Consider the following 24,811-nt stretch of genomic DNA (forward strand, 5'->3'; position numbering starts at 1 on the left):
TCGTCTTTTATTCTTTGATTGTAAACCCAACAGGAGCTTTTAGTTTTGAGGAGTCATACATGTTAATGTATATTGAAACTGTATCTTTTGCATTTTTCCAAGTAACACGATAGTTATCTAACATCACGCTACCAAAGCCATAAGGGTCATTGCTACTTTTAATAGGGCAACAACTCCCAGCTCTATAGTATGAGATTTTTTCGCCATTTGGTCCTGCAAGTGCATTAAGAAATCTTCTTTCATTTCTTGGGCCTTCAGAGTTTTTAGCACCACCAACCTCAACTGGATTTTTTGGTGAATAGCCATAAGTTTTATCAGTAGATATTTCTGTAACCAAAAATGTACTATTATCACGAAGGATTTGAGCAGTATTTTTGGATGCTTCCTTGGTTGAAGCGCAAGAAAGAAAGATTGAAAATATTCCTAATGTTAATATTTGTCTATTCATTTATTGTTTGTTTTGATCGTTCAGACGTTTTAGAAAATAAATTTATATCCTTTGATTACGAAGTTCGTCTTTTTATTTTATTAAGTCAAGTGCATCACTTGCTTAAATTCCTAACTCTTTGTAACAACGTCGGATGCGAGTAATGCATAAACACATACGCTTTGTGAGGTGTGAGGTTGCTCAAACTATTTTTTGAAAGCTTTTTTAAGGATGTAATTAATGGCTCAGCCTTGTATGTGTTTTTGGCATAATCATCGGCTTGGTATTCAAAAACTCTTGAGACGTAATTCATTATTAAATCTGTGAGTTCCGAAATTGGTGAATAGAGCAATCCAAAAGCAATGAGACCAACATGAAAACTAGGATTTGCTACACCAATGGCATTAGACAATAATGGATTGGAAATAAAAATTGATAATACATAAAGTGTAAGTCCTGTGAGCAGAACAGAAGAGACCAAATTAAAAATAATGTGCTTGCGTTTGTAGTGCCCAACCTCGTGTGCTAAAACCGCTACGATTTCTTCATCCTCTAAATCATTAACTAAAGTGTCGTAAAGCGTAACGCGTTTTTCACTTCCAAAACCTGAGAAATAGGCATTGGCTTTGGTACTGCGTTTAGAACCATCGATAATGAAAATTTTATTGAGGCTAAAGCCAACAGACTTTGCATAATCTGAAATTTTATTGCGTAGCTCGCCATCTTCTAAAGGGGTTTGTTTATTGAACATGGGTACGATTAATCGTGAGTAAAACATATTCATAAAAACCGTAAATACCGTTACAATTCCCCAAGCATAGAGCCAGAATTGGCTTTTAGTAAGTTGATAAAACCAAATAATTAAGGCAATAATGGCACCACCAAGAAGAATCATCATCAGTAAGCTTTTTAGCTTGTCTAACACAAAGGTCTTTTTTGTGGTTTTATTAAAACCAAATTTTTCTTCAATCACAAACGTTTTGTAATAAGCAAATGGTGTTGTAATGATATCACTAGCAATCATAATAATACCGAAGAAAATCAAACCAATAATTATTGTATTTTCAGAATAGCTCCTTGCTATATTATCTACATATTCAAAACCATCCAAAAACAGAAAACCTAAAGTCAATACAAGTGAAAATAAGGAAGACCAAATGCCAAATCTGTAATTAGTGGCTTTGTAGGCTTGCGATTTTTTGTACTCGTCTTCATCGTATACATCATTTAATTCTACTGGAATTTTGTCATTAAAATGTTTGGCATTTAATGCGTCTAGAATTTTATCCTTTATAAAGTTGATAAGGATTATGGCTATGATGATGTAGAAAAGAATATCTGCGGTCATTGCTTTGTGATATGTTTTGTTCCGTCACTTTGAGTGAAATTCTCTTAGGAATTTTGTATCGAGAAGCTTTTTACCTTATTAGGTTCTCGATACGATTTTCTCATTCTTCGAAAATCACTCGAACTGACGTTGTTCAATTCATTTAAAATCTCGTTGTCTTTTAGCTTCAAAAATAAGAATTCCTGCGGCAACAGACACATTCATAGAATCGATAACACCTTGCATGGGTATGCTAATATTTTGGGTTGTGGCATCTCGCCATTCTTGGGTTAAACCTGTAGCCTCTGTGCCAACCACAATAGCTGTTGGTAACGTATAATCTTGATTATGATACGGTTGTGACTCTTGCAGAATAGCCGAAAAAATATTGAAACCGTAATATTTTAAAAAATCGATAGCTTCGGTAGTGCTTGCCATAGCAATTTCAGTCGTAAACACACAACCTACACTAGAGCGAATAATATTTGGGTTGTATAAGTCTGACTTTGGATTAGCAATAATCACAGCATCTACATTAGCAGCATCAGCGGTTCTCAACAATGCGCCAACATTGCCAGGTTTTTCTGGTGCTTCAGCAACTAAAATCAGAGGGTTTTTATTGGTGAGTTTTAAGTCTTCAAGTCGATGTGTTTTGCTATTTACTACTGCAATAACACCTTCTGTTGTGTCTCGATGTGCCAATTTTTGGAATACCTCTTTTGAAATTTCAATGATGTCAATACCATAACGACTCATTGATTTGGCTTCACTCTCTGAAAATAAATCTGGAAAGAACAAAACTGTTTCAATATTGTAGCCACCTTTTATAGCCAAAGAGAGTTCGCGCTTCCCTTCAATTAAAAACTGCCCAGTTTTCTTTCGTTGTCTCGACTTTTCCTTTAATTGAACCAAGTTTTTAATTAATGGGTTTTGTGTGCTGGTTATTTGTTTTGACATATATTGAAGCGTCCTTTTATAAGTGCAAATTTACAGCATATATTATTAAGAAATTGAAATAAAACTTAATTGAGGCGCAACCCTTTTACAGTTTTACTATCTACATTATAGAACTATCTAATCAATCCACTATGAAAAAATTATTACTCACGGTTTCTTTTTGCTTCTTTTTATTAAATGCATTTTCTCAAATTGCTAATCAACCATCGGACTTAGTTGTTTGTGATGATGACAATGATGGGTTTGCAGAGTTTGATTTAACAATTTTGAATGCGCAAATTATTGGAAGTCAGACAAATGTGATAATAACATATCATGAGACTTTAGCGGATGCAGAAAGTGGAGTAAATGCTATTCCGTCATTATATACTAATATATCTAACCCACAAACCATATTCGCAAGGGTAGAAGGTTCAACAGGAAATTATGACACCACGTCTTTTGATTTAATTGTGAATCCAACTCCTATAGCTATACAACCAACACCTCTTGAATTTTGTGATGATAATGGTGATGAAAATACTGTTTTTGATTTAACAGTAAAAGATAGTGAAATAACGGGAGGCAATGTCACTTGGGCAGTAACTTATTATGAGACTCTAGACGATGCTGTTGCACAATTTAATGCAATACAAAACCCAACACAATACACAAACACCTTTAATCCGCAGGCGATTTATGTTGTAGTAACTGATACAGATACAGGGTGTTATAGTATAACTACTTTTGATTTAATTGTAAATCCAACACCATTTGCCAACCAACCAAACCCTCTTCAATTGTGTGATGACGATAATGACGGATTCGAATCGTTTGTATTAGAAGATGTGTTGGCACAGGTTTTAGATAATCAAATAGGTGTTACAGCATCGTTTCATGAAACTTTAGTTGATGCCGAGAGTGGTATAAATGCTCTTCTTTCACCTTATACAAATACATCAAATCCACAGACGATTTTTGTAAGATTGGAAGATGATGTTACAGGTTGTTATAACACAACTTCTTTTGATTTAATTTTGGATACAAACTGTAATACAGAAGAAGTTATTACAATGCAAAATGGCACTTTTAGCGCTTGTAGTGGCATTTTTACAGATTCAGGTGGTTTAGATGAAAATTATTCTAATGATGAAAATTACACCATTACATTTTGTCCTGATGTAGATGGTGATCTTATAGGATTAAATTTTACATATTTCACCTCACAATTAAGTGCAGATTCGTTATCAATATATGATGGAGATAGCACGAATGCTAATTTAATAGGCATATTTTCTGGCCTAAATACTCCAGGAGAAGTGATAGCTTCAGAAATTAATGCTAGTGGATGTTTAACGGTTACTTTTATTTCAAATGTATCTGGAAACACGAATGGCTGGATGGCTGATGTTAATTGTTTTCAATCTTGCCAAGATATCACTCCTTCAATTGATAGTACTGTTCCAGAAGCCAATGAAAACGGAGTTATAATAGCTTCAAATATTGAAGAAGTTACTTTTAGCGCTGGTGCGACGTTTTCAGATAACGGAACAGGTGCTATCTTTAATTGGGATTTTGGAGATGGCAATACAGCTACAGGAGAAAGTGCGATGCATACATTTACAGTTCCTGGCACATATGATGTTACGCTAACTGTACAAGACAATAACCCTATAGGATGTGAAGAAAGTATGATAATTCCGGTTGAGATATTGGACAATATAGTATCTATTAATAACGCTAATGATCCTGAATCTTATTTGTCATTAGAAGAGCTAATCTTTAACGTTTTTACATCAGAGGATGCTTCTGTAAACATTTTTTCTTCTCAGGTAAACGGAAACCCTACAGATCTAGAGACAAAAAACTACGGTTATTTCAATAGAGAAGGCGCTCAGAATTTTCCATTTGAAGAAGGGATAGTTTTATCTACGGGAGTTGCCTATCAAGGCGGTAATACTACCGTTACTAGTTTAGTAAGTAATGATATTGGTCAGCCAGGTGATATAGATTTAGAAAACGCTCTTAATATTACCAATACTAACGATGCAGCGTTTATTAAATTCAACTTCATACCAAGAGGAGACCAGATTAGCTTTAGGTATTTATTAGCTTCTGAAGAATACGACGGTAGTTCGGAGTGTTTTTTCTCAGATAGTTTTGCTTTCTTATTAAGAGAGGTAGGTACTACTGAATATACAAATTTAGCAGTATTACCGGACGGAACACCAGTAAATGTTACTAATGTTAATAATGCTCAAAATTGTGCGAGCAATACAGAATATTTTGAAGGCTATAGTATTGGAGATACTAATTACAATGGTAGAACAGCTGTTTTAACAGCATCAGCTTCTGTAATACCAAATACTGAGTACGAAATAAAACTAGTTGTAGCTGACCAAAGTGATAGCATTTGGGATACCGCAATTTTTTTAGAAGGCGATAGTTTTAATTTGGGTAATATTGGACTAATTAATGTTAGTGCTTTTAATGACTTTAACAATAATGGCACAATTGATATTGACGAAACAGCTTTTACAAATGGATCTTTTACCTACGAAAAAAATAACGATGGTATTGTAAGCGTGGTTAATACATCAACAGGAAGTTTTACAATAGCTAGTACAGATGAAAATGATATTTATAACATTTCATTTTTAGTAAATGAAGATTCTTCAAGTTGTTATACACAAAGTCTATCTTCTATTGAAGATGTTGGAGTTTTATTTGGTGAAGTTGCTAATATAGATTTTCCTGTGGTAGACAATCTAGCTTGCGAAGACTTAGCTGTGTATTTAGTCAACCCTTTTGCACCACCACGTCCTGGTTTTGAGCATACCAATTTGTTGATTATTGAGAATCTACTCGGTGGAGATATTGCCAATGGCTCAATTGAATTTACTTTAGATGAAAACTTGGAAATTAACTCGACTACGCTAAGTAACCCTAACATGTCCATCACAACAACGGCTTCTGGCTTTACATTAGACTTTGTAGATTTTACAGCTGGTTCTAGTGAAACAGTAGAAATAACTTTACAGACACCTGTAACTGTAGCTTTAGACGAGATCGTTACTAATTCTGCTTCTTATATAACAGATACTAACGATACGGTTGCAAATAATAATACCTCAACTTTAACCGAAGTAGTGGTCGGTTCTTACGATCCTAATGATAAAATGGAAGCTCATGGACCAGAGATTGTATATGATGAATTTGTAACTAGTGATCAGTGGTTGTATTATACTATTCGTTTTCAGAATTTAGGTACAGCCGAAGCTATTTTTGTAAGAATAGAAGATGAACTAAATGCTCAACTAGATGAATCAACATTTCAGATGTTGCGTTCCAGTCATGACTATGTAATAACGAGAACAGGTAAGGACTTAGAATGGTATTTTGATAATATTAATTTACCAGCAGAGCAAGATGATGCAGCAGGTAGTATCGGTTTTGTGTACTTTAGAATAAGGCCACAGCCAGGATATGCGCTTGGTGATATTATACCGAATACCGCAGCCATTTATTTTGATTTCAATGCACCTGTAATTACAAATACATTCAATACAACTTTTGTTGAGCCACTTTCTATCAATGATTTTGAAGGTGTAGAGATTAGTGTTTTCCCAAACCCAGCAAAAGACAAAGTAAAGGTTACATTAAGTCAAAATGTTTTAAATTCAACGACGGTATCTTTGGTAGACATTCAAGGTAAGATGATTAATATTCCGAATAAGGAATTTAATAATACTGTAGAATTAGATGTATCTACCTTAAATTCAGGATTGTATTTTATTCAACTAAGAAGTGGAAATAACACCATTACTGAAAAGTTGATTGTTGAATAAAACATAAGATTATAATATTCTTCGAAAAAAAGCTTCAGATTAATTCTGAAGCTTTTTTTGTAATGTTTAAAAATAGATTTCGTCCAATTTAGCAATTAATAAATCTAACCATGAAAAAAACAATTTGCCTTTTACTTATTACCGTATTATTTTCAGCTTGTAAAAACGAAAAACAGACAGAATCTACAGTTGTCAATGAAGTGTCAAAAGAAGACATTACCACTAGTATTTATCCAGAGTCAATTACCAAAGTGTTTAATGCACATGGTGGAATAGATACTTGGAATACCATGAAGTCGCTTTCCTTCACCATGGAAAAACCAAACGGAAAAGAAGTGACCACCTTAAATCTAAAAACCAGAGCTGAAGTTATTGAAACACCAGATTATAAAATGGGTTATGATGGTACAACGCAATGGGTTTTAGAAAAGAATAATAAACAGTACAAGGGCAATGCAAAGTTTTACAAAGGTTTAATGTTTTATTTTTACGCCATGCCTTTTGTTTTAGGTGATGATGGCATTATGTATGAAGCTATTGAATCACTTACTTTTGATGGAAAATCCTATTCAGGAATTCTAATTTCTTACGAATCTGGAGTTGGTGAGTCTCCAGACGATCAATATAAAATATACTATGATGAAGCCACAGGAGAAATGGCATGGTTAGGATATACAGTAACTTTTGGTAAGGATGAAAAAAGTAAAGATTTTCATTTTATTCGTTATAACAATTGGCAAATCATTAATGGTTTAAAATTACCTAAATCTGTAGATTGGTATAAGTACGAAAACAACCTGCCAACAGAAAAACGAAATACAGTTGAGTTTACAGATGTTTCGCTATCTAAAAGAGCACCAGAAGCAACAATATTTAAAATGCCAGAAGGTGCAAATATTGTACAATGATAGAAATTTGTCAATCTGAACTTGTTTTAGATTCTGAAACGAGTTAAGAATGACGGCAAATAAAAAAAAGCGAGCTATTTAGCTCGCTTTTTTTAGTTTCTAGTTTTCCTGATTCTTATATTTTTCAGAATAACGTTTCCAAAGCTTTGTTTGATGTGTTTCTAAACTTATGTTTCTACCATCAATAAAAGCATGTGTCAACTTATTAGTTCGCATATCTAAAGCATCACCTTCGCTAATAAAAAGAGTTGCGCTTTTACCAACTTCTAAGCTTCCATATAGATCGTCAATACCCATTATTTTGGCCGCATTTAATGTTATTAATTGAAGCGCTTGCTCTTTCGTTAATCCGTGAGCAACTGTTGTGCCTGCGTAAAATGGTAAATTTCTAGAGTTCATACGTTCCATTTGTCCGCTAGTTTCTAGAGAGACCAATACACCTGCATCCACTAATGCTTTAGCTTGTTTAAAGGTGTAATCATAATCATGGTCTTCTAATTCTGGTAATGAATGTACACGTCTTAACATTACTGATACATTATTTTGTTTTAAAACATCAGCCACATCGCTAGCTTGGTAGCCACCAACAATAGTTAGCTTTTCTATACCTTGATTTTTTGCAAAGTTTACAGCGTCCGTAATACTTTTAGCATCATCTGCATTAATATATAAATGTTTAGAACCATCAAACAGACCAGACATTGCTTCATATGGCAAGTGTTTGTCTTTTTTACTGCCTGTATTGTAAGCCTTAGCTTCGGCAAAATAATCTGATAATTCTTTAACCTGAGTGCTATAATTTTTGTTTGGTTTTAATCCAGGATCTTCACCCAGCCACCAACGACCACGACTAAAGCTACTAGGCCAGTTAATATGAATACCATCGTCTGTTTTAATAGATGCATCTTCCCAGTTCCATGCATCGTATTGTACAATAGATGAGGTTCCTGTAATACGTCCACCTCGAGGCACTACTTGACCTAGTAAAACACCATTAGGTCGCATAGATTCTACTACTTTAGACTCGGCATTATAAGCAATAATGCTACGAACATTAGGATTAAAAGTACCCATTTCAGAAAGATCGTTAGAGGCTTTTACGGCATCGACTTCAACCAAACCTAAGGTTCCGTTAGATACTATAAATCCAGGATACACGTGTTTGCCTTTGGCGTCAATGATATCCATAGCCTGTCTTGTAAGTGGAGTAGAAGTTTCAGGACCAATCGTTGTTATTTTACCATTGCTTACTACAATGATACTATTTTCAATAACATCTCCGTTGCCAATATGTGCTGTTGCACCAACAATAGCAAAATCCTTAGTTTGTTGTGGTGCAGGTGTTTGCTGTGCAAAATTGAAAGTAACACACAGCATTAAAAGAACAATATTTATAGATTTTAATGTTTTCATTTTAATAAGTTTTAATGGTGATGTGTAGTATGCTCTCCATCCATAGAATCGCAATGCAATAATTCTTTTTCTTTCTTCTGGATAGGCTGTGTTTTCAACCCTTTATTTTTCTCTTGAAGCATGCTATTAATAAGCTCGCTTTTTTCTTTTTTAATGGCTTTTCGCATTTGTTTGTCGCGTTCTAAATCAAAGTAAGTTACACCTTCAATGATTGTTTTTTCAGGTTTTGCATACACTGAAAGTGGATGGTCTGACCATAAAACAACATCAGCATCTTTACCAACTTTTAGGCTACCAACTCTGTCATCTAAATGCAGCAGTTTCGCCGGATTTAAAGTCACAAATTTTAATGCATCTTCTTCGCTAACATTACCATATTTTACAGACTTTGCAGCTTCTTGATTCAATCGACGTGCCATCTCTGCATCATCACTATTAATCGCAGTAACCACACCTGCATTGTGCATTATGGATGCGTTGTAAGGTATGGCATCATTAACTTCGTATTTATAAGCCCACCAATCACTAAAGGTTGAGCCACCAACACCATGATCTTTCATTTTATCAGCAACTTTATAACCTTCAAGTATATGTGTAAAGGTGTTAACGTTGAAGTCGAATTGCTCTGCAACTTTCATTAACATATTTATTTCACTTTGCACATAAGAGTGGCAAGAAATGAAGCGTTCTTTATTTAAAATTTCAGCTAAAACTTCCATCTCATAATCCTTACGATATGGTTTGCCGCTTTTTTTGGCATCGTCATAAGCTTTTGCTCTTGTAAAATAATCTACAAAAACCTGCTCAACTCCCATACGCGATTGTGGGAAACGCTCATTTCTACTAGATCTCGATTGTTTTACGTTTTCACCTAAAGCGAATTTTATAAACTTTGGCGAATTATCGTAAATGAGGTTATCTGCAGATTCTCCCCATTTTAATTTAATAATCGCAGAGCGACCACCAATAGGATTTGCAGAACCATGTAAAATCTGAATCGATGTCACTCCACCAGCAAGGTTTCGATATATATTAATGTCTTCCTCGTCTATAACATCTTCAATGGTAACTTCGGCAGAAGAGTTTTGTCCTCCTTCGTTAATAGAAGCAGCTGCAATGTGTGAATGCTCGTCAATGATTCCAGCAGTGATGTGTTTTCCTGTAGCATCAATTACGGTAGCATTTTTGTCTGAAAGGTTTTTACCGATTTTTGAAATCTTACCGTTTTTAATTAGCAAATCGGTATTTTCTAAAATACCATCATTTTCGTTGGTCCAAACCGTAGCATTTTTGAATAATAAGGTTTCAGATTTTGGTTGTTCTGTAAATCCGAATGCCAGATTAGGATAGGTGATAGGACTCATACTTTCGTTTGCGGCTTCTGAGTCTTTCTTAACATTTTTCTTAGAGTCGTCTTGCTCGTTTGAACTTGCTTTACTGGCAAAGAATGACAATTCGTTACCATTAGGTAAAATGGCTTTACCATTAAGACTGTTGTTATTTGCGGCATTGGCTACAACTCTAATGAATTCACTCTTAGTACTATCTGCAGTTTTAAAGGTGAGGTTGACCCAATCATTTGCGTAGTTTAATTTAGAACCTAATTGATGGTCTCCACTTTCAAGTTTTGCACTAGGTTTTGATGTACTCCCAGAAATGGATAGTTTGTAATCTTCGCCTGCTAATTTAAATGTGTAATCACCGTCAATATCTCTGGTGTTCATGTCTTCAATAACATGCGCTTCACCTTGCACCCAGTTTTCAAAGAGTTTTGTGTTCTTTTCAAAAATATCTCCAGAAGTAATTAAAAAGTTGGCATAGCTACCAGCTTTTAAAGTACCTAAAACATCGGATTTTCCTAATAACGAAGCAGGAACTGTAGTTAACGCTTCAAGTGCTTTTTGTTTGGAAAGTCCGCTTTCTATGGCTTTTAGTAAATTAGATTTAAAGGATTTTTTAGACTTTAAACCATGTGTTGTTAAGGCGAAATTGATTCCATTTTCAGCTAATAATCTTGGGTTATGTGGCTCTTGATTCCAAGCACGCATATCGCTCAATGATAATGTTGAAGCTAAGTGTGCATTTTCAACATCGTAAGCCAATCTAAAGTCAATCGGTAGAATAATTGTAGCATTAGTTTGCTTTACTTCGTTAATGCGTTCGTATTCATCACCACCACCAACGATGGTATATTGCACGTTAGATTCATCACCAACTTTATCAGCTCTTAATAGATTAGCTCTACTACCAGCTTCAAAAATTTGTAAAAGCGATGTGTTTTTATTTAAGGCTTCTAATGATAAATCTTTAGTGTCTACATTGCCACCTGCATACCATTTGGCATCGTTGTACATTTGTCTCAATAACGCCATGCTTCCCATAATGGATGAAGGGTAAGATTGACGTGATTTTACACTTTTACGAAACGAAAAATGCTGTGTGGTTTCGCCATCGACAACGCGCAGAGAATTATCCGCATCATTATTTAAGGCAATAAGCGCACCAGTTCCTCTAACTATACCATCTGGCATGTGCGTATTAACTACACCAAAACCAAGTTGGTGCAGTTCTGATGCTGATTTAGAATCGTAGTTAAAACTTGCCATTACATCTTGTTCTGGCATCACGTGGTCATTCCAATAAAAGCCACTTCTGCTAGCACCATATCTTGGGCCATTGCCACTACGTTCTGGGGTTTTTACACCAAACGTCGTGTAAAGATCTATAAATGATGGGTAAATGGTTTTTCCTGAAACATCAATAGTTGTGGTGTTTTTCGGAATGTTTACTGAAGTACCTACGTTTACAACTTTACCGTCTTTAATTAATAAAGTAGCATTGTTTAAAACCTCTGTTGGAGAAACGTAAATTGTAGCATTGGTAAGCGCAGTGTAATTAGTATTTTTAGATTTTACACCAGTATTACTTGGAAAGTAATCTTGCGCAAATAGCGAAAAACTGAACATAAGGATGAGCAGCCGTAAAAAAACTTTTGTCATAAAATGGTTAGTTAATTAGATTTTGAAAGATACTAATTAAAGACAATTTTGAAATTGAATTTAGTTTTTTTAACGTTTATAGTGACTGGTTTTCGAAGTAGTTAACCAGTAAAGCCACAACATAACTATAGCTTTTCATACCGTCAGCTTGGTTGTTTGCTTTTAGGAAATTATCAAAGGTTTTTTCAAAAACGGGTTCAATTGGGTTTTCGTAAGACTTCCAAAAATCCTTGACTTCTTGGTAATTCATTAAAATACCTTTATTCACGGTGGCTAGAATTTCATAGTACAAATCTTTATCGCGTTTAAAGATTTCTACCAAACAATAGCGTAATCCAAAAGTATAACCAGAATATTTAAAATGAAGATCTTTATTATAAATAGCGGCTAAGCAACCAATAAAATTAGCTTCATTTTCAGCTGCATAGCCCAATTGATGCGCAACTTCGTGGCATGATGTGGTTGGGAATTTGTAGGTTGGAATTAAGTCATCTACCTGTGCTTCATTAGTAAAAGGATTCAAATAGCCTGAAAATCCCATGTAAGTTAGAGGCACGCTGTAAATGGACTTTTTAATACTTACAGGATTATAATCTAAATGCGGATAGGTTTCAGACAATGTTTTGTAACTGTCTTTTACCATATCAAAAACCTCAGATTTGGTAAAAGGCATGTCTACTTTTGTTGAATCGTTAAGGGCTAGTTGATTGTGTAGATTATTCGATTTTTCAATCAATCGCTTTGTGAAATTAACCAGCTGTTCTGTGGTGTATTCTGCTTCAAGATCTAACGATTTGTATAGTGGAAGCCTGTAATAGTTAAATGCCCACAACACGTGAAACGCAAAATAAGCTAAGGACAAGGTTGCTAAAATGTCTAATAACCAATTTTTAGTGTCCTTATAAATGCGTTTTCGGTTAATGATAATCCAGCGAATAATATAAATACCAGCTAAAGTATAAAACACATCACCTACTGAAAATGGTAACCAACCAAAGGCATAGCGCATTAATTTAGAGGTAAAAACATAAACAACATTACTGTAAAATTGCTCTACAAATTCAGGGAATAACTTTAAGATTTGAATAGCAAAAATCTGGACAATCAAGAAAAGTGCAATGATGAGTTTTTTGTTTTTCGGCATGACTCAAAAATAGGAAAAACTTGTCATTCCGCACTTGATGCGGAATCTATATTTATTCAAGATTAGCACTTCAATTGCATACATATTTATGACGTTCTATTAAAGAAACGCGAGCTTAGAACACTAAATATTCCGTTATCATTTTTGTACTTTTGTAATCGAAAATCAAGTATTAATTTAAAAAGATACTCACTTCCGTGGGTAAGTAATATGAGTCAAGATATAAGAAGCCTTGAGCCAAAGGCACTATGGAACAAGTTTGCAGATCTTAATGCAGTACCACGTCCTTCAAAAAAGGAAGAGCGTGTTATAAAATTCATGAAGGATTTTGGTGAAGGATTGGGTTTAGAAACTATGGAAGATGAGGTTGGTAACGTCATCATTAGAAAGCCAGCAACCGCAGGAATGGAAGACCGTAAAGCCATTGTTATGCAATCGCATTTAGATATGGTGCATCAAAAAAATAACGATACCGTTTTTGATTTTGATACACAAGGTATCGATATGTATGTTGCTGGAGATTGGGTAAAGGCAAAAGGTACAACGCTTGGTGCAGATAATGGTCTTGGTGTGGCGACAATTATGGCCATTTTAGAAAGTGATAGTATTGCGCATCCTGCTTTAGAGGCGTTGTTTACCATAGATGAAGAAACTGGTATGACAGGCGCTATGGGTCTTAAAGGTGGTTTGCTTAATGGTGAAATACTACTGAATTTAGATACCGAAGAAGATGATGAAATTGGAGTTGGGTGTGCAGGTGGAGTAGATGTTACTGCCACACGCACATACAACGAAGAGCAAACACCAGAGTTTAAAATTGGTTACACCATTGAAGTAAAAGGTTTAAAAGGTGGTCACTCAGGTATGCAAATCCATGAAGGTTTAGGAAATGCAAACAAGTTAATGAACCGATTATTATTTGACGGTTTTGAAAACTATGGTTTACGTATTTCTGAAATTGATGGAGGTAGTTTACGTAATGCCATACCAAGAGAAAGTAAAGCAGTTGTTGCGATTGATGCTGTTAACGAAGCAACTTTTGAAGCTGAAATGAAAACTTTGGTAGATACCATTAAGCATGAGTATAAAACCATGGAGCCAGACTTAGAAATAAAAATTTCTAAATCTGAAACACCAGAAAAAATCATGGATTTAGGTGTGCAAGAAGGATTAACAAGAGCATTGTACGCTGCCTTAAATGGCGTGTATAGAATGAGTCCAAATATTAAAGATTTGGTAGAAACTTCTAATAATATTGCCAGGGTTATTGTAAAAGATGGCGCGGTGAAAATTGGATGCTTAACACGTAGTTCTGTAGAAAGTTCTAAATGGGATTTAGCCAATACACTTCGTGCAACTTTTGAGCTAACAGGTTGTGAGGTTGAATTTTCAGGAAGTTATCCAGGTTGGGCGCCAAATATGGATTCTGCTATTTTAAAAGTAATGGTGCCAATTTATGAGCGTCTTAATAATGGAGAAAAACCTCATGTTGCAGCTTGCCATGCAGGTTTAGAGTGTGGAATCCTTGGGCAAAATTATCCAGAAATGGACATGATTAGTTTTGGACCAAATATTAAAGGTGCGCACTCACCAGATGAACGTGCTCAGATTTCATCAGCAAAGAAATATTGGGAATTTGTTTTAGAGATTTTGAAAAATATTCCGAAGAAAGCTTAATTGTATTTGTTATGTTGAACTGTCACACTGAGCTTGTCGAAGTGTTGTTCAGCGTTTGGTCACGGTTTATAAAATCAAAAAAGGCAACTGGTCACTGAGCGTAGTCGAAGTGCAGTTGCCTTTTTTATTATAATTCTGTTATCTGCTTATTCAGCAATACTTGCAATCTCTATATCAAAAACTAGGTTTGTTTTAGGTGGAATTAAAGGTGCTCTACCAGTATCTCCATAGCCTAAATAATATGGAATAAATACTCTGGCTCTGTCACCAACTTTCATGTTTAGCATTGCTTCTCTAAAACCGGCAACTAAACTTGCAGTTTCATTATAAGGCATTGTAAAGGGTTTATACTGTCCTGCTTGGGCTTGTCTTTCGTCTAACTTGCCGTTTTTCTCAGCAACTTCTTCCCAGGTTGTCCAGAATAACTCGCCGTTTTCAAAATAGCCAGCACAGTCTATATTTACGCGATCTGTAGACTTTGGTTGCACACCATCACTTTCGTTTGTAAAAATCATGGCCATTCCTGTAGGAGACTCAATACGACGACCATCCATAGATTCATTTTTCTTAAGCCATTCTTCTTTAGCTTTTTGAGCTAATTCTGCAGCTTTTTTCTTAGCTTCTGCCTCTTGCTGTTCTCTTTTCTCTATGATTTTAGGCATCTCTTCTTCAAATACCTTTGGTGCATCAAAAAATTTGGCGTCTTTTCCTTTTCTTATGATGTTAAGCTCAGTAATAACAACATCTTCAACAGGCTTGTGATTTCTTCTTGCAGGATCAATTACCTTAACGTTAGAGATAGAATCGTGTACGTCCATACCTTCAATAACCTGTCCGAAAACAGCATGTCTGTTATCTAAACTTGGCCATTCTTTTTCCATGATAAAGAACTGACTTCCGTTGGCATCTCTACCAGGATTTGCCATTGATAAAACACCAGGCTTATCGTGCTTTAAATCTGGATGAAATTCATCCGGAAATTTATAACCAGGATCTCCCATTCCTGAAGCAGTAGGATCTCCACCTTGAATCATAAAATTGTTTACCACTCTGTGAAAAGTAATACTATCATAATAGCGTTTTCCTTTGTATTCTTCTTTTACCATGGGATGATTACCTTCGGCTAAAGCGACAAAATTTGCTACTGTCACAGGTACTTTATCATAATGTAGTTTGGCAATCATTGTACCTTTATTGGTAACAAATTCAGCATAAAGTCCATCTTCTAAATTTGGATATTTCTCTTGGCAAGAGATATTTGCCAATACAACTAATATTATAAACGTTGTAAGTGCTTTTTTAATCATTTTCTTGGGTTATAGTGTTTAAAGTTACTTCGCAAATTAATGGAACATTTGTTCCTATTCTGTTTTCATCACCATAGTAGCCGTATGCTTTTTGTGATGGAAAGATAAATGTTATTTCATCTCCTGCAGTCATGAGTTTTAAACCTTCACGCAAACCAGTAAAAAGCTCCTGCTTATCCATTACATACGTTCTTTCTGCAGTTGCGTAGATTTCATTTCCGCTAAGGTCAGACACGTTGTATTCAAAATTAATAATGTCGCCAAAATCTGGTTGAATAGTATCTTTTTCAGCTTTGGTGTTATAGTAGTACCAAAACCCACTTTCTGAGGCGATATAATCTTTATCTGGATTATTCTTTATCATCGTTTGAATAATCTCTTGCTCTTTTTCGTTTAGTTTTTTGTTGCGCTCTGCCGATTCTTTAAGGAAAGAACCAGACTGTACCGTTTCTGGCATTCTGGCTTCGGGCGATTTACAACCCACTAAAACAAAAGTTGCAATTAGTATGTAGAGTAGGTGTTTCATTACTGGGACAATTCATTTTTATATTGTGGTAATATACTAATAAATTTCTCAATCGTAGCTTCTAAGCTGTCTTCACTGCGTCCACCAGCAGCATTGGTATGGCCTCCACCATTAAAATGTGCTCTCGAAAATTCATTTACAGAAAATGTTCCTTTACTGCGTAAAGATATTTTTACGATACCCTCTTGCTGGTTTTCAATAAAGATAGCTGCAAAGATGATATCCTTTAATGATAATCCATAGTTAACAAACCCTTCTGTATCTCCTTTTTTAAAATTGAATTCATCCAACTCAGCTTGCGATAAGGTAATGTAAGCTGTGCGTAATTCTGGTATGACCTTTAGGTTTTGCATTGCTCTGCCTAAAAGTTGCAAACGACTGTAACTGTTGGTGTCGTGGATTTTATTATGAATATCCGAATTCTTAGCACCACGCTTCATTAAGTCTGCAATAACTTCATGCGTTCTGCTTGTGGTAGACGGAAAACGAAACGAACCAGTATCTGTCATAATACCTGTGTACAAGCAAGTAGCAATGGCACTATCTATTTTATCTAAATCACCTAGCATTTCAATAAAATTGTAAACCATTTCGCAGGTAGAAGACATACTCACATCAGAGTAGATATACTTAGCATAATCATCGGGTTGCTGATGATGATCTATCATAATTTTGGTAGCCGATGACTGTTCTAAAGATAATGCCATATCACCAGCACGATGTAAGGCATTAAAGTCTAAAGTGAAAATAAGCTGTGCTTTGTTTATTATTGCTTCGCATTGGTCTTGCTGAGACTCAAAGATTAAAACGCTGTCATTTTCTGGTAACCACTTTAAAAAATCTGGATAATCATTAGGTGCAATAACAGTTACTTGGTGATTGTAAGTTTTTAGATAATGAAACAGGCCTAATGTAGAGCCCATAGCATCACCATCTGGATTTTTATGTGGCACAACCACAATATCTTGTGGTGTATTGATTAGTGTTTTTAATTCTGGAATTTGTGTTTTAATCATAGGAAGCGAATTTACAATTTTTAGTGTTTTTGAAAACGTTTTTAATATGAAATTAAGAATCGTTCTTATTCCTGCGAAGGCAGGAATCTATTAGTTGATTTGAAATGAGATTCCGTATCGAGTGCGGAATGACAATATAGAGTTGCTTTAACAGTGCTCAGAGCTACAGTATGTAGTAACATTAATTTAATAATTGAGGCGCTTGATAAATTAAAGAAATGCATTACTTTTGCACCCAATTAAAAAATTACAAATGGCAACTAACAGAACATTTACAATGTTAAAGCCAGATGCTGTTGAAAAAGGACACATTGGCGCAATATTAGAAAAAATTACAGCTTCAGGATTTAGAATCGTAGCAATGAAGTTAACTCAAATGACAAAGGCAGATGCTGAGGAATTCTACGGAATCCACAAGGAGCGTCCATTCTTTGGTGAATTGGTTGAGTACATGACGCGTGGCCCAATCGTAGCAGCGATCTTAGAAAAAGACAATGCTGTTGAAGATTTTAGAACCTTAATTGGAGCTACAAATCCTGCGGATGCTGCAGAGGGTACTATCCGTAAAATGTATGCTGATTCTATTAGCGAAAACGCTGTACATGGTAGTGATAGTAATGATAACGCTGCTATTGAAGGTGCGTTTCACTTTGCTGGCAGAGAGATGTTTTAAGAATAAACACTTTATATATAGTTGAAAAGACCATCTGTAAGGATGGTCTTTTTGTTTTAAAATTTGTGAAGTACAGTTGGAAACAGCGCCAGTACTAATAGCTATTTATGGCAACTTTTATGCTATTCGTATTCAAATTCTCTTATATAAATAAGGGATTTTTCATCTTCGATTTGGTAAACTCTGTTTTCGGCATCAAACTCATAAAAATAGTCGTAGAAGGTTAAAGGTTGCGTATAGTCACCTCCTTCAAAAGGGTATACTTTTTCCGTGCCAAATATATTTTTAAAATAAGGTTTGTAATCAATTCTTAAGATACCTATAGACTCGATTAAGTGTAAGGGATTTCTTTTGTCTAAGTCATAATCTAAAAACTCAACATATATTTCGGTTTCGTTCTCAATCGAAATTATATTTTGATTTGAATCATAGTTGAAGAATTTTGTTCTAATAGTATTGGTGTTAAATCCTGTTTTATAGTAAGTTAATATAGTTCCGTTGAAATTGAATTCTGAAATTTTTACATTTTGACTATTATACACCTCTGCAAGATCATTAGTCCAATTAATATTAAAAAAAACGTCTCCATCCCTAACTTCTTGAATAATTCGTCCATTGTCATCATATGCAAACGTGCTATAATGGTTGTATTGAGGGTTATTTATGTTAGTGTAATTTTCAGAAACAACTTTTCCGTTATTATCAAAGACATATTCCTGAATGTAAAGGATCTGAGTTGGATCACTTTTTAATTTTAAAGAATACTTGAGATAAGTTTCGTAGCTTTCTTCTACGTTTTCGTCTTTATCATCAGGATTGCAACCTAAAACTATCAATCCTAAAAACAGCAACACTATATTTTTCATAAAATTATATTTTAATGGTTACAGCAAAAAACAGATCTATTACATAGCTACACCGTATTACATTTTAAAGGTAACTAAATTTTAATGGTTGCGCTAAAGCTAGGTTTTTGCTTATGCGTAATTGCGCAGTAATTGTTCACGTACTAATTTCTTGGCAATCGGCTTTAAAAAATGGCATTCTGGAATTATTCATTTGCTTGGGTTTTTCAAAAGGATACAATTCATCCTTAAAAAGCGACAATTCGGTAATGCTCTTTTTAAGAAGCTAGAAATGTGACGCATATTTGTATCATAATTATTGCATATTAATGAAAAGCATAATGAGTACACTAGTAAAAATTGCAGTTGCCATCATTATAAGTATCTTGTCTGCTAATCTATACGCACAGGAAACTTGTAAATTGACGATACAGGTTGCGGATGTAGATAGCGACGATGGACAAATATTTGTGTCGGTATACAATAAGGAGGCAAACTTTTTGAATAAGTCCTACAAAGGGATAACCTCTAAAATAGTCAATAATAGCTGCGTTGTCACTTTTAAAAACCTACCAAAAGGCACCTATGCGGTTTCTATTTTTCATGACGAAAATGATAATGGACAATTAGACTGCAACTTTCTTGGAATTCCCAAAGAAGATTATGGCTGCTCTAATGATGCAAAAGGGATTATGGGACCGCCAAAATGGGACGATGCCAAATTTACATTACAAAGAGATAAAACTATAACTATAATACTTTAATTATGAAATCTATACTATTTATCGCATTATTTACAATCACAGGACTAACGCATGCGCAAACCAACTTTGAAAAAGGAATGACCAAAGCTTTTGATCTTTGGGAAGCAGGCAAATTGGACGACGCTGAAAATATGTTTGAGCGCATCTCAAAAGCCGAAGAAGATGAGTGGTTGCCTAACTACTACATTGCACAAATGAACAGTCTAAAAAGCTGGAACGAGAAGGACGAAACCGTATTAAAAGCGCAGTTAGAAAAAGCACAAGTACACTTAGATATTGCAATGACCAAAAGTGATAAAGACAACTCAGAGCTTATAGTAATGCAAGCTCAGATATATACCAATTGGGTGGCTTATGATGGTGCAACTTACGGCATGAAGTATGCTGGCAAGATTGCAGAGCTGTATGCCAAAGCCGTAAAACTAGACCCAGCAAATCCAAGAGCAGCATTTGGTAAAGCAGATTGGGAAATGGGAAGTGCCAAATACTTCGGTCAGGATACAGCTCCATTCTGCAAAGAAATTGAAGCAGCAATAGAACTTTTTGATACCTTTAAGCCACAGAGCGATTTTCATCCAAACTGGGGAAAAGAGCGTGCAGAACAAGTATTAGCAGAGTGTAAAGAATAAACGTATTAATTTGTAAGTAAAAAATATGAAGAGATTTTTTAAAACGGTAGTCTCTGGTATCCTAGTAGGTATTGTAATTATGATTGTAGACCAGTCTATACGCTATTTTACAGGCATGGCTATTGAGTTGAACGAAAATTTCTACCGTACGTTTGCTTACTATATTATTTATTCTGTACCATTAAGTTTGGTTAACTCTTATTTTTTTGACTATATCAATGGTTTAGATGTCTGGACGCGTTATAACAAATACAGATTAGCCACAGGATTTCTAGGGTCGGTAATCATCACGCTAATAACAATTTTTTTTATCAGAGCATTTATAGAAATCGTTCTAGAAGGCGAGTCTTGGATGGAGTTTGTCAACTCTGAACGACCAGAGTTTTACATTAGCGCGCTCCTTATAACACTAGTTATTTCCTTGTTTTTTCACGCGGTTTATTATTATAAAGAATTGCAAAAAACCAAGGTTAAGGAACAAAAAGTAATTGCTGGCGCAGCTAGTGCTAAGTTTGATGCACTAAAAAATCAATTAGATCCACATTTTCTTTTTAACAGTCTCAATGTTTTAACGAGTTTAATTGAAGAAAATCCGGATAGTGCACAAAAATTTACAACAGCGCTATCAAAAGTATATCGCTATGTTCTAGAACAAAAAAATAAGGAGTTGGTTACGGTAGATGAAGAGTTAAATTTTGCCAGAACGTACATGTCGCTATTAAAAATGAGATTTGAAGATAGTATCATTTTTGAGATACCAGATAACTCATCAAATCCTGAGAGTAAAGTTGTGCCTTTGTCCTTACAGCTGTTATTAGAAAATGCAGTAAAGCACAATATGGTAACCTCGAGTAAACCATTACACATAAAAATATACGAAGACGGAAATCATTTAGTGGTGATGAACAATCTTCAGCCAAAACAAATTGTAAAGAAGAGTAGTGGAGTTGGTTTAGAAAATATAAAGCAGCGCTATCAGTTACTTACAGAACGAAAAGTTTACATCAATCAACGAGAGAAAGATTTTGCAGTTGCAATTCCTATGCTCACCAAACAAGTATCAATAATGAGAACAGCACATAAATCGAACGATCGTCTTAACAACGATTATGTCAGAGCTCGCAAGCGTGTAGATGAGTTAAAGGCATTCTACTATAGTTTAATATCGTATGTCTTAGTTATACCATTTTTAATTTTCATATGGTATAGATTTTCGCAACATACCATTCAATGGTTTTGGTTTCCAATATTTGGATGGGGAATTAGTTTAGTGTTCCAAGCCTATCGTGTATATGTAGATAATGGCGCATTGGGTGCTAAATGGGAACAACGCAAAATTGAAGAATACATGCGTAAGGAAGATGAAAAAAACCGTTGGAACTAAAAGCTCATCCTAACTTTACCAAAAGGAAAGAGTTGAAGTTGGTAATCTAAAAAATTAAAAAAATGAAAGATCAGAATTTAAATTACATAAAAGCCAAACGCAAAGTTGAAAAAGAGAAAGGATTTTACACGCACCTTATCATTTACTTACTCGTTAACTCAGTTATAACTCTAATAAAAGTTTGGGGAAATTTTAATAGTTGGGACGGTTTTGTAGATGCATTTTTAACCATTAACGTTTTAAGTTCATGGACAATTTGGGGAGTATTTGTAATCCTACATTTTTTATCATTTAAGTTTGGTGCTAAATGGGAAGAACGTAAAATTGAAGAATACATGAAGAGAGAATTGTCTAACGATTCAAATTAATAAAGACATGGAAAGATACAGTTTAGAACCCTATGAAGATAAAGACGAGGTTTCAGATTTTAGAAAAGAAGAAGCGTATTTAAGAGCCAAGAAAAAAGTAGATGCCTTAATTGGGTTTTACTGGCATTTTGCAGTTTACATTGTTGTTAATCTGTTTTTAATATTGTTGATAGGACTTAACTCAGAAAGCGGCTTTAGAGGTTTTGGGCCTTATGCCACAGCAGTATTTTGGGGCATAGGTTTAGCGTTTCATTTTATTGGCGTATTTGGACCAGATTTCTTTTTCGGTAAAGATTGGGAAAAACGGAAGATTCAAGAGTTTATGGACAAAGAAGACCGTAATTGGGAGTAGTTTCATCTTTAATTTAGTAATATGAAGGCGCTAAAATTGTTTTTAATTTTCACATTTTCGGTAATCACGCTAAAAGCTCAAAATAGCTTTGTTATTAAAGATGTAAGAGTTTTTGATGGAGATACAATCATTGATCAAACATCAGTAAGAGTTGCGAATGGAAGAATCGTAGAGATTTCAGAAGCTATTATTCTACAAAAGAAGGATGAAATAATAGATGGCAAAGGAAAAACTTTGATTCCTGCACTTTCTAATGCACATGTGCATGCTTGGTCTCCACAATCGTTAAAAGATGCTGCAAAAGCTGGTGTACTCAATGTAATGGATATGCATGGTGTAGAACCTTATCAAACGGCAATGCGGCAACTTAAAGATTCCACTGATTATGCTAGGTACTATGTGGCTGGTTATGCAGCAACTGCACCTAATGGACATGGCACACAGTTTGGTTTTCCTGTACCAACATTAACCAAACCAGAAAACGCTGTATCTTTTGTAGAAAACCGTATAAAAGCCAATGTAGATTATATTAAAATTATTGTAGAACCTTGGAAAGAAACCTTGTCCTTAGAAACAGTATCCGAGATAATCGAAGAAACGCATAAAGCCAAAATGATTGCAGTAGTGCATATTAGTAGGCTAGAAGATGCTATAAATGTACTTAATAAAAATGCAGACGGATTAGTGCATATTTGGTGGGATAAACCTATAGAAACTTCAGAATTAGAAACATTAACCAAAAACAAATCCTTCTTTGTAATCCCAACATTGCTCACAACACTAAAAGCATTTGAGAGTATGGGAGAAGGTTCGAATAAATTTCTCAAAAAAGAAGATTTACTTAATGAAGTAAAAAAAATGCATGATGCAAATATTCCAATATTAGCTGGAACTGACCCTCCTAATTTAGGTATCAATTATGGAACTGATTTATATAAGGAAATGCAGTTATTACGTGAAGCTGGACTTAGCAACATAGAAGTATTAAAAACAGTAACAAGTAATGTTGCAAATGCATTTAGTCTTAAAGAGACTGGCTTTGTCAAAGAAGGGTATTTGGCTGATCTTATTCTTATTGAAGGCGATGTTATAGAAGATATTAATGCAATAATGAATCAGAAAAAGGTGTGGAAAAAAGGCCAACTTCTTAAAGAATAGGCTCGATGATGAAAATAAAGAACAAAGAAGGATTGCTAAAAGCTCAAAAACACGTAAGACGATTAAAACTGTTTTACATTCACTTTGCAGGATACCTTGTAGTAGTGGCACTGTTGTTATACAATCTCTATATTGTTGAAGGGGAATACAAGAATAACATAATTAGTCTTAATCTTTCAATTTTAGTATTATGGACAGTTGTTATTATGATACACGCTTTTATAATTTATAAAGAACGGAAGGTCTTTAAAAAAAGCTGGGAAGACAAAAAAATAGCTTCTTATCTGGAGAACGGATCAACCGAGGAAACCAAGATGTGGGAATAAACTAACAAACCAAAAAATATAATACAACATGAACGTAATCATTATAGAAGACGAAAAACCATCAGCAAGACGGTTACAACGCATGCTAAAATCTATGGATGTAGCCGCAGAAACAATGTTACATTCGGTTGAAGAATCTTTGCAATGGTTTCAACACAACGAGCATCCAGACCTCATTTTTTTAGATATACAGTTAAGTGATGGTCTATCTTTTGAGATTTTTGAAGCTTTAGACATAAATTCTGCGGTTATTTTTACCACGGCTTACGATGAATACGCGCTTCAGGCTTTTAAACTCAACAGTATCGATTATCTTTTAAAACCAATTGATGATGACGACTTAAGAATTGCGGTAAATAAGTTTAAAGGTAGAACACCTCAAAAGCAATCTGTTACTTTAGACTTTAACGATATCAAGAAACTACTTGTAAATCCAATAGAGCGCGAGTACAAAAAGCGTTTTTCTGTAAAAGTGGGTCAACACCTAAAGCTTATAAATATTGAAGATATAGAATGTATATATAGCGAAAATAAAGGGACTTATGCACATACTAACGAAGGTAGAAATTATCTGTTAGACTTAACTTTAGATCAACTCGAAGACGAGTTGGAGCCACATGTATTCTTTAGGGTAAGCCGAAAATTTTACGTTAATATTAATGCCATAAAAGATATTATTAGCTATACCAACTCTAGGTTGCAAATTAAACTCAGTCACTTTAATGAGCAAGATATTATTGTAGCAAGAGAGCGCGTAAAGGATTTTAAAAACTGGTTAGAGTAG

At 34.7% G+C, this 24,811-nt stretch carries 22 protein-coding genes; 12 read left to right on the forward strand and 10 right to left on the reverse strand.

Annotation, left to right across the window (positions count from 1 at the left end; genetic code table 11):
- Nucleotides 1-7: 7 nt before the first annotated feature.
- The 3 genes from BWZ20_RS13230 to BWZ20_RS13240 all read right to left on the reverse strand — a co-directional run bounded on the left by BWZ20_RS13230 (nucleotide 8) and on the right by BWZ20_RS13240 (nucleotide 2,711).
- Nucleotides 8-448, reverse strand: a complete 441-nt coding sequence (locus BWZ20_RS13230; protein WP_076620637.1) for a 2-dehydro-3-deoxyphosphooctonate aldolase — start codon at nucleotides 446-448, stop codon at nucleotides 8-10.
- 94 nt (nucleotides 449-542) lie between these two features.
- Nucleotides 543-1,775 carry a M48 family metallopeptidase gene (locus tag BWZ20_RS13235; RefSeq protein WP_076620640.1) on the reverse strand — a complete coding sequence of 411 codons (1,233 nt, stop codon included), beginning with the start codon at nucleotides 1,773-1,775 and terminating at the stop codon, nucleotides 543-545.
- A gap of 138 nt (nucleotides 1,776-1,913) precedes the next feature.
- Entirely contained in the window at nucleotides 1,914-2,711 is a 798-nt protein-coding gene (locus BWZ20_RS13240) for a TrmH family RNA methyltransferase (protein ID WP_076620641.1), read from the reverse strand.
- A gap of 131 nt (nucleotides 2,712-2,842) precedes the next feature.
- Here BWZ20_RS13240 and BWZ20_RS13245 point away from each other — a divergent pair, with 131 nt between their 5' ends.
- On the forward strand, nucleotides 2,843-6,538 hold the full coding sequence (locus BWZ20_RS13245) for a choice-of-anchor L domain-containing protein (RefSeq protein WP_076620642.1): 3,696 nt from the start codon (nucleotides 2,843-2,845) through the stop codon (nucleotides 6,536-6,538).
- Between the two features lie 110 nt (nucleotides 6,539-6,648).
- A complete protein-coding gene (locus BWZ20_RS13250) occupies nucleotides 6,649-7,446 on the forward strand; it encodes a DUF6503 family protein (protein ID WP_076620643.1) in 798 nt (265 codons plus the stop codon).
- Between the two features lie 99 nt (nucleotides 7,447-7,545).
- Here BWZ20_RS13250 and BWZ20_RS13255 read toward each other — a convergent pair whose 3' ends face one another.
- The 3 genes from BWZ20_RS13255 to BWZ20_RS13265 all read right to left on the reverse strand — a co-directional run bounded on the left by BWZ20_RS13255 (nucleotide 7,546) and on the right by BWZ20_RS13265 (nucleotide 13,002).
- Complete coding sequence (locus BWZ20_RS13255) at nucleotides 7,546-8,859, reverse strand: amidohydrolase family protein (protein ID WP_076620644.1); 1,314 nt, start codon at nucleotides 8,857-8,859, stop codon at nucleotides 7,546-7,548.
- An 11-nt stretch (nucleotides 8,860-8,870) separates the two neighbouring features.
- Nucleotides 8,871-11,858, reverse strand: a complete 2,988-nt coding sequence (locus BWZ20_RS13260) for an amidohydrolase family protein (RefSeq protein ID WP_076620645.1) — start codon at nucleotides 11,856-11,858, stop codon at nucleotides 8,871-8,873.
- Between the two features lie 76 nt (nucleotides 11,859-11,934).
- Nucleotides 11,935-13,002: a DUF3810 domain-containing protein gene (locus BWZ20_RS13265; protein WP_076620646.1), complete on the reverse strand. Its 1,068-nt coding sequence runs from the start codon at nucleotides 13,000-13,002 to the stop codon at nucleotides 11,935-11,937.
- Nucleotides 13,003-13,212: 210 nt separating this feature from the next.
- Between BWZ20_RS13265 and BWZ20_RS13270 the strand changes: the two genes are divergently transcribed.
- Nucleotides 13,213-14,679: an aminoacyl-histidine dipeptidase gene (locus BWZ20_RS13270; RefSeq protein ID WP_076620647.1), complete on the forward strand. Its 1,467-nt coding sequence runs from the start codon at nucleotides 13,213-13,215 to the stop codon at nucleotides 14,677-14,679.
- A gap of 146 nt (nucleotides 14,680-14,825) precedes the next feature.
- Here the strand turns inward: BWZ20_RS13270 and BWZ20_RS13275 are convergent, their stop codons facing one another.
- Genes BWZ20_RS13275 through BWZ20_RS13285 form a run of 3 tightly spaced genes read right to left on the reverse strand, consistent with a single transcriptional unit; the run spans nucleotide 14,826 to nucleotide 17,528 of the window.
- The gene (locus BWZ20_RS13275; protein WP_076620648.1) at nucleotides 14,826-15,986 is read right to left on the reverse strand and encodes a peptidylprolyl isomerase; all 1,161 of its coding nucleotides are present in this window, start codon (nucleotides 15,984-15,986) and stop codon (nucleotides 14,826-14,828) included.
- On the reverse strand, nucleotides 15,979-16,512 hold the full coding sequence (gene gldI, locus BWZ20_RS13280; protein WP_076620649.1) for a gliding motility-associated peptidyl-prolyl isomerase GldI: 534 nt from the start codon (nucleotides 16,510-16,512) through the stop codon (nucleotides 15,979-15,981). Before gldI ends, BWZ20_RS13275 begins: the two co-directional genes overlap by 8 nt.
- The gene (locus BWZ20_RS13285) at nucleotides 16,512-17,528 is read right to left on the reverse strand and encodes a DHH family phosphoesterase (protein ID WP_076620651.1); all 1,017 of its coding nucleotides are present in this window, start codon (nucleotides 17,526-17,528) and stop codon (nucleotides 16,512-16,514) included. The genes gldI and BWZ20_RS13285 overlap by 1 nt, the downstream gene beginning before the upstream one ends.
- A gap of 253 nt (nucleotides 17,529-17,781) precedes the next feature.
- Here BWZ20_RS13285 and BWZ20_RS13290 point away from each other — a divergent pair, with 253 nt between their 5' ends.
- On the forward strand, nucleotides 17,782-18,201 hold the full coding sequence (locus tag BWZ20_RS13290; protein WP_076620652.1) for a nucleoside-diphosphate kinase: 420 nt from the start codon (nucleotides 17,782-17,784) through the stop codon (nucleotides 18,199-18,201).
- A 122-nt stretch (nucleotides 18,202-18,323) separates the two neighbouring features.
- Here BWZ20_RS13290 and BWZ20_RS13295 read toward each other — a convergent pair whose 3' ends face one another.
- Nucleotides 18,324-19,067 carry a hypothetical protein gene (locus tag BWZ20_RS13295; RefSeq protein WP_076620653.1) on the reverse strand — a complete coding sequence of 248 codons (744 nt, stop codon included), beginning with the start codon at nucleotides 19,065-19,067 and terminating at the stop codon, nucleotides 18,324-18,326.
- Between the two features lie 320 nt (nucleotides 19,068-19,387).
- Here BWZ20_RS13295 and BWZ20_RS13300 point away from each other — a divergent pair, with 320 nt between their 5' ends.
- The 8 genes from BWZ20_RS13300 (at nucleotide 19,388) to BWZ20_RS13335 (ending at nucleotide 24,811) form a co-directional block, all read left to right on the forward strand.
- Nucleotides 19,388-19,810 (forward strand): DUF2141 domain-containing protein, encoded by a 423-nt coding sequence (locus tag BWZ20_RS13300; protein WP_083677271.1) that lies wholly within the window; start codon nucleotides 19,388-19,390, stop codon nucleotides 19,808-19,810.
- Between the two features lie 2 nt (nucleotides 19,811-19,812).
- Nucleotides 19,813-20,439 (forward strand): hypothetical protein, encoded by a 627-nt coding sequence (locus BWZ20_RS13305; protein ID WP_076620654.1) that lies wholly within the window; start codon nucleotides 19,813-19,815, stop codon nucleotides 20,437-20,439.
- A gap of 25 nt (nucleotides 20,440-20,464) precedes the next feature.
- Complete coding sequence (locus tag BWZ20_RS13310; RefSeq protein WP_076620655.1) at nucleotides 20,465-21,823, forward strand: histidine kinase; 1,359 nt, start codon at nucleotides 20,465-20,467, stop codon at nucleotides 21,821-21,823.
- Nucleotides 21,824-21,885: 62 nt separating this feature from the next.
- Complete coding sequence (locus BWZ20_RS13315) at nucleotides 21,886-22,191, forward strand: 2TM domain-containing protein (protein ID WP_076620656.1); 306 nt, start codon at nucleotides 21,886-21,888, stop codon at nucleotides 22,189-22,191.
- Between the two features lie 7 nt (nucleotides 22,192-22,198).
- The gene (locus BWZ20_RS13320; RefSeq protein ID WP_076620657.1) at nucleotides 22,199-22,543 is read left to right on the forward strand and encodes a 2TM domain-containing protein; all 345 of its coding nucleotides are present in this window, start codon (nucleotides 22,199-22,201) and stop codon (nucleotides 22,541-22,543) included.
- Nucleotides 22,544-22,564: 21 nt separating this feature from the next.
- The gene (locus BWZ20_RS13325) at nucleotides 22,565-23,701 is read left to right on the forward strand and encodes an amidohydrolase family protein (RefSeq protein WP_076620658.1); all 1,137 of its coding nucleotides are present in this window, start codon (nucleotides 22,565-22,567) and stop codon (nucleotides 23,699-23,701) included.
- Between the two features lie 5 nt (nucleotides 23,702-23,706).
- Entirely contained in the window at nucleotides 23,707-24,027 is a 321-nt protein-coding gene (locus BWZ20_RS13330; protein ID WP_076620659.1) for a 2TM domain-containing protein, read from the forward strand.
- A gap of 28 nt (nucleotides 24,028-24,055) precedes the next feature.
- On the forward strand, nucleotides 24,056-24,811 hold the full coding sequence (locus tag BWZ20_RS13335; RefSeq protein ID WP_076620660.1) for a LytR/AlgR family response regulator transcription factor: 756 nt from the start codon (nucleotides 24,056-24,058) through the stop codon (nucleotides 24,809-24,811).

Source organism: Winogradskyella sp. J14-2, assembly GCF_001971725.1.
In the GTDB taxonomy this organism is placed as follows: Bacteria; Bacteroidota; Bacteroidia; order Flavobacteriales; family Flavobacteriaceae; genus Winogradskyella.

Bases quoted from the DNA above. Each gene is read 5' to 3' on its own strand.
- BWZ20_RS13230 (WP_076620637.1), bottom strand. From the start codon at position 448: ATGAATAGACAAATATTAACATTAGGAATATTTTCAATCTTTCTTTCT.
- BWZ20_RS13235 (WP_076620640.1), bottom strand. From the start codon at position 1,775: ATGACCGCAGATATTCTTTTCTACATCATCATAGCCATAATCCTTATC.
- BWZ20_RS13240 (WP_076620641.1), bottom strand. From the start codon at position 2,711: ATGTCAAAACAAATAACCAGCACACAAAACCCATTAATTAAAAACTTG.
- BWZ20_RS13245 (WP_076620642.1), top strand. From the start codon at position 2,843: ATGAAAAAATTATTACTCACGGTTTCTTTTTGCTTCTTTTTATTAAAT.
- BWZ20_RS13250 (WP_076620643.1), top strand. From the start codon at position 6,649: ATGAAAAAAACAATTTGCCTTTTACTTATTACCGTATTATTTTCAGCT.
- BWZ20_RS13255 (WP_076620644.1), bottom strand. From the start codon at position 8,859: ATGAAAACATTAAAATCTATAAATATTGTTCTTTTAATGCTGTGTGTT.
- BWZ20_RS13260 (WP_076620645.1), bottom strand. From the start codon at position 11,858: ATGACAAAAGTTTTTTTACGGCTGCTCATCCTTATGTTCAGTTTTTCG.
- BWZ20_RS13265 (WP_076620646.1), bottom strand. From the start codon at position 13,002: ATGCCGAAAAACAAAAAACTCATCATTGCACTTTTCTTGATTGTCCAG.
- BWZ20_RS13270 (WP_076620647.1), top strand. From the start codon at position 13,213: ATGAGTCAAGATATAAGAAGCCTTGAGCCAAAGGCACTATGGAACAAG.
- BWZ20_RS13275 (WP_076620648.1), bottom strand. From the start codon at position 15,986: ATGATTAAAAAAGCACTTACAACGTTTATAATATTAGTTGTATTGGCA.
- gldI (WP_076620649.1), bottom strand. From the start codon at position 16,512: ATGAAACACCTACTCTACATACTAATTGCAACTTTTGTTTTAGTGGGT.
- BWZ20_RS13285 (WP_076620651.1), bottom strand. From the start codon at position 17,528: ATGATTAAAACACAAATTCCAGAATTAAAAACACTAATCAATACACCA.
- BWZ20_RS13290 (WP_076620652.1), top strand. From the start codon at position 17,782: ATGGCAACTAACAGAACATTTACAATGTTAAAGCCAGATGCTGTTGAA.
- BWZ20_RS13295 (WP_076620653.1), bottom strand. From the start codon at position 19,067: ATGAAAAATATAGTGTTGCTGTTTTTAGGATTGATAGTTTTAGGTTGC.
- BWZ20_RS13300 (WP_083677271.1), top strand. From the start codon at position 19,388: ATGAGTACACTAGTAAAAATTGCAGTTGCCATCATTATAAGTATCTTG.
- BWZ20_RS13305 (WP_076620654.1), top strand. From the start codon at position 19,813: ATGAAATCTATACTATTTATCGCATTATTTACAATCACAGGACTAACG.
- BWZ20_RS13310 (WP_076620655.1), top strand. From the start codon at position 20,465: ATGAAGAGATTTTTTAAAACGGTAGTCTCTGGTATCCTAGTAGGTATT.
- BWZ20_RS13315 (WP_076620656.1), top strand. From the start codon at position 21,886: ATGAAAGATCAGAATTTAAATTACATAAAAGCCAAACGCAAAGTTGAA.
- BWZ20_RS13320 (WP_076620657.1), top strand. From the start codon at position 22,199: ATGGAAAGATACAGTTTAGAACCCTATGAAGATAAAGACGAGGTTTCA.
- BWZ20_RS13325 (WP_076620658.1), top strand. From the start codon at position 22,565: ATGAAGGCGCTAAAATTGTTTTTAATTTTCACATTTTCGGTAATCACG.
- BWZ20_RS13330 (WP_076620659.1), top strand. From the start codon at position 23,707: ATGATGAAAATAAAGAACAAAGAAGGATTGCTAAAAGCTCAAAAACAC.
- BWZ20_RS13335 (WP_076620660.1), top strand. From the start codon at position 24,056: ATGAACGTAATCATTATAGAAGACGAAAAACCATCAGCAAGACGGTTA.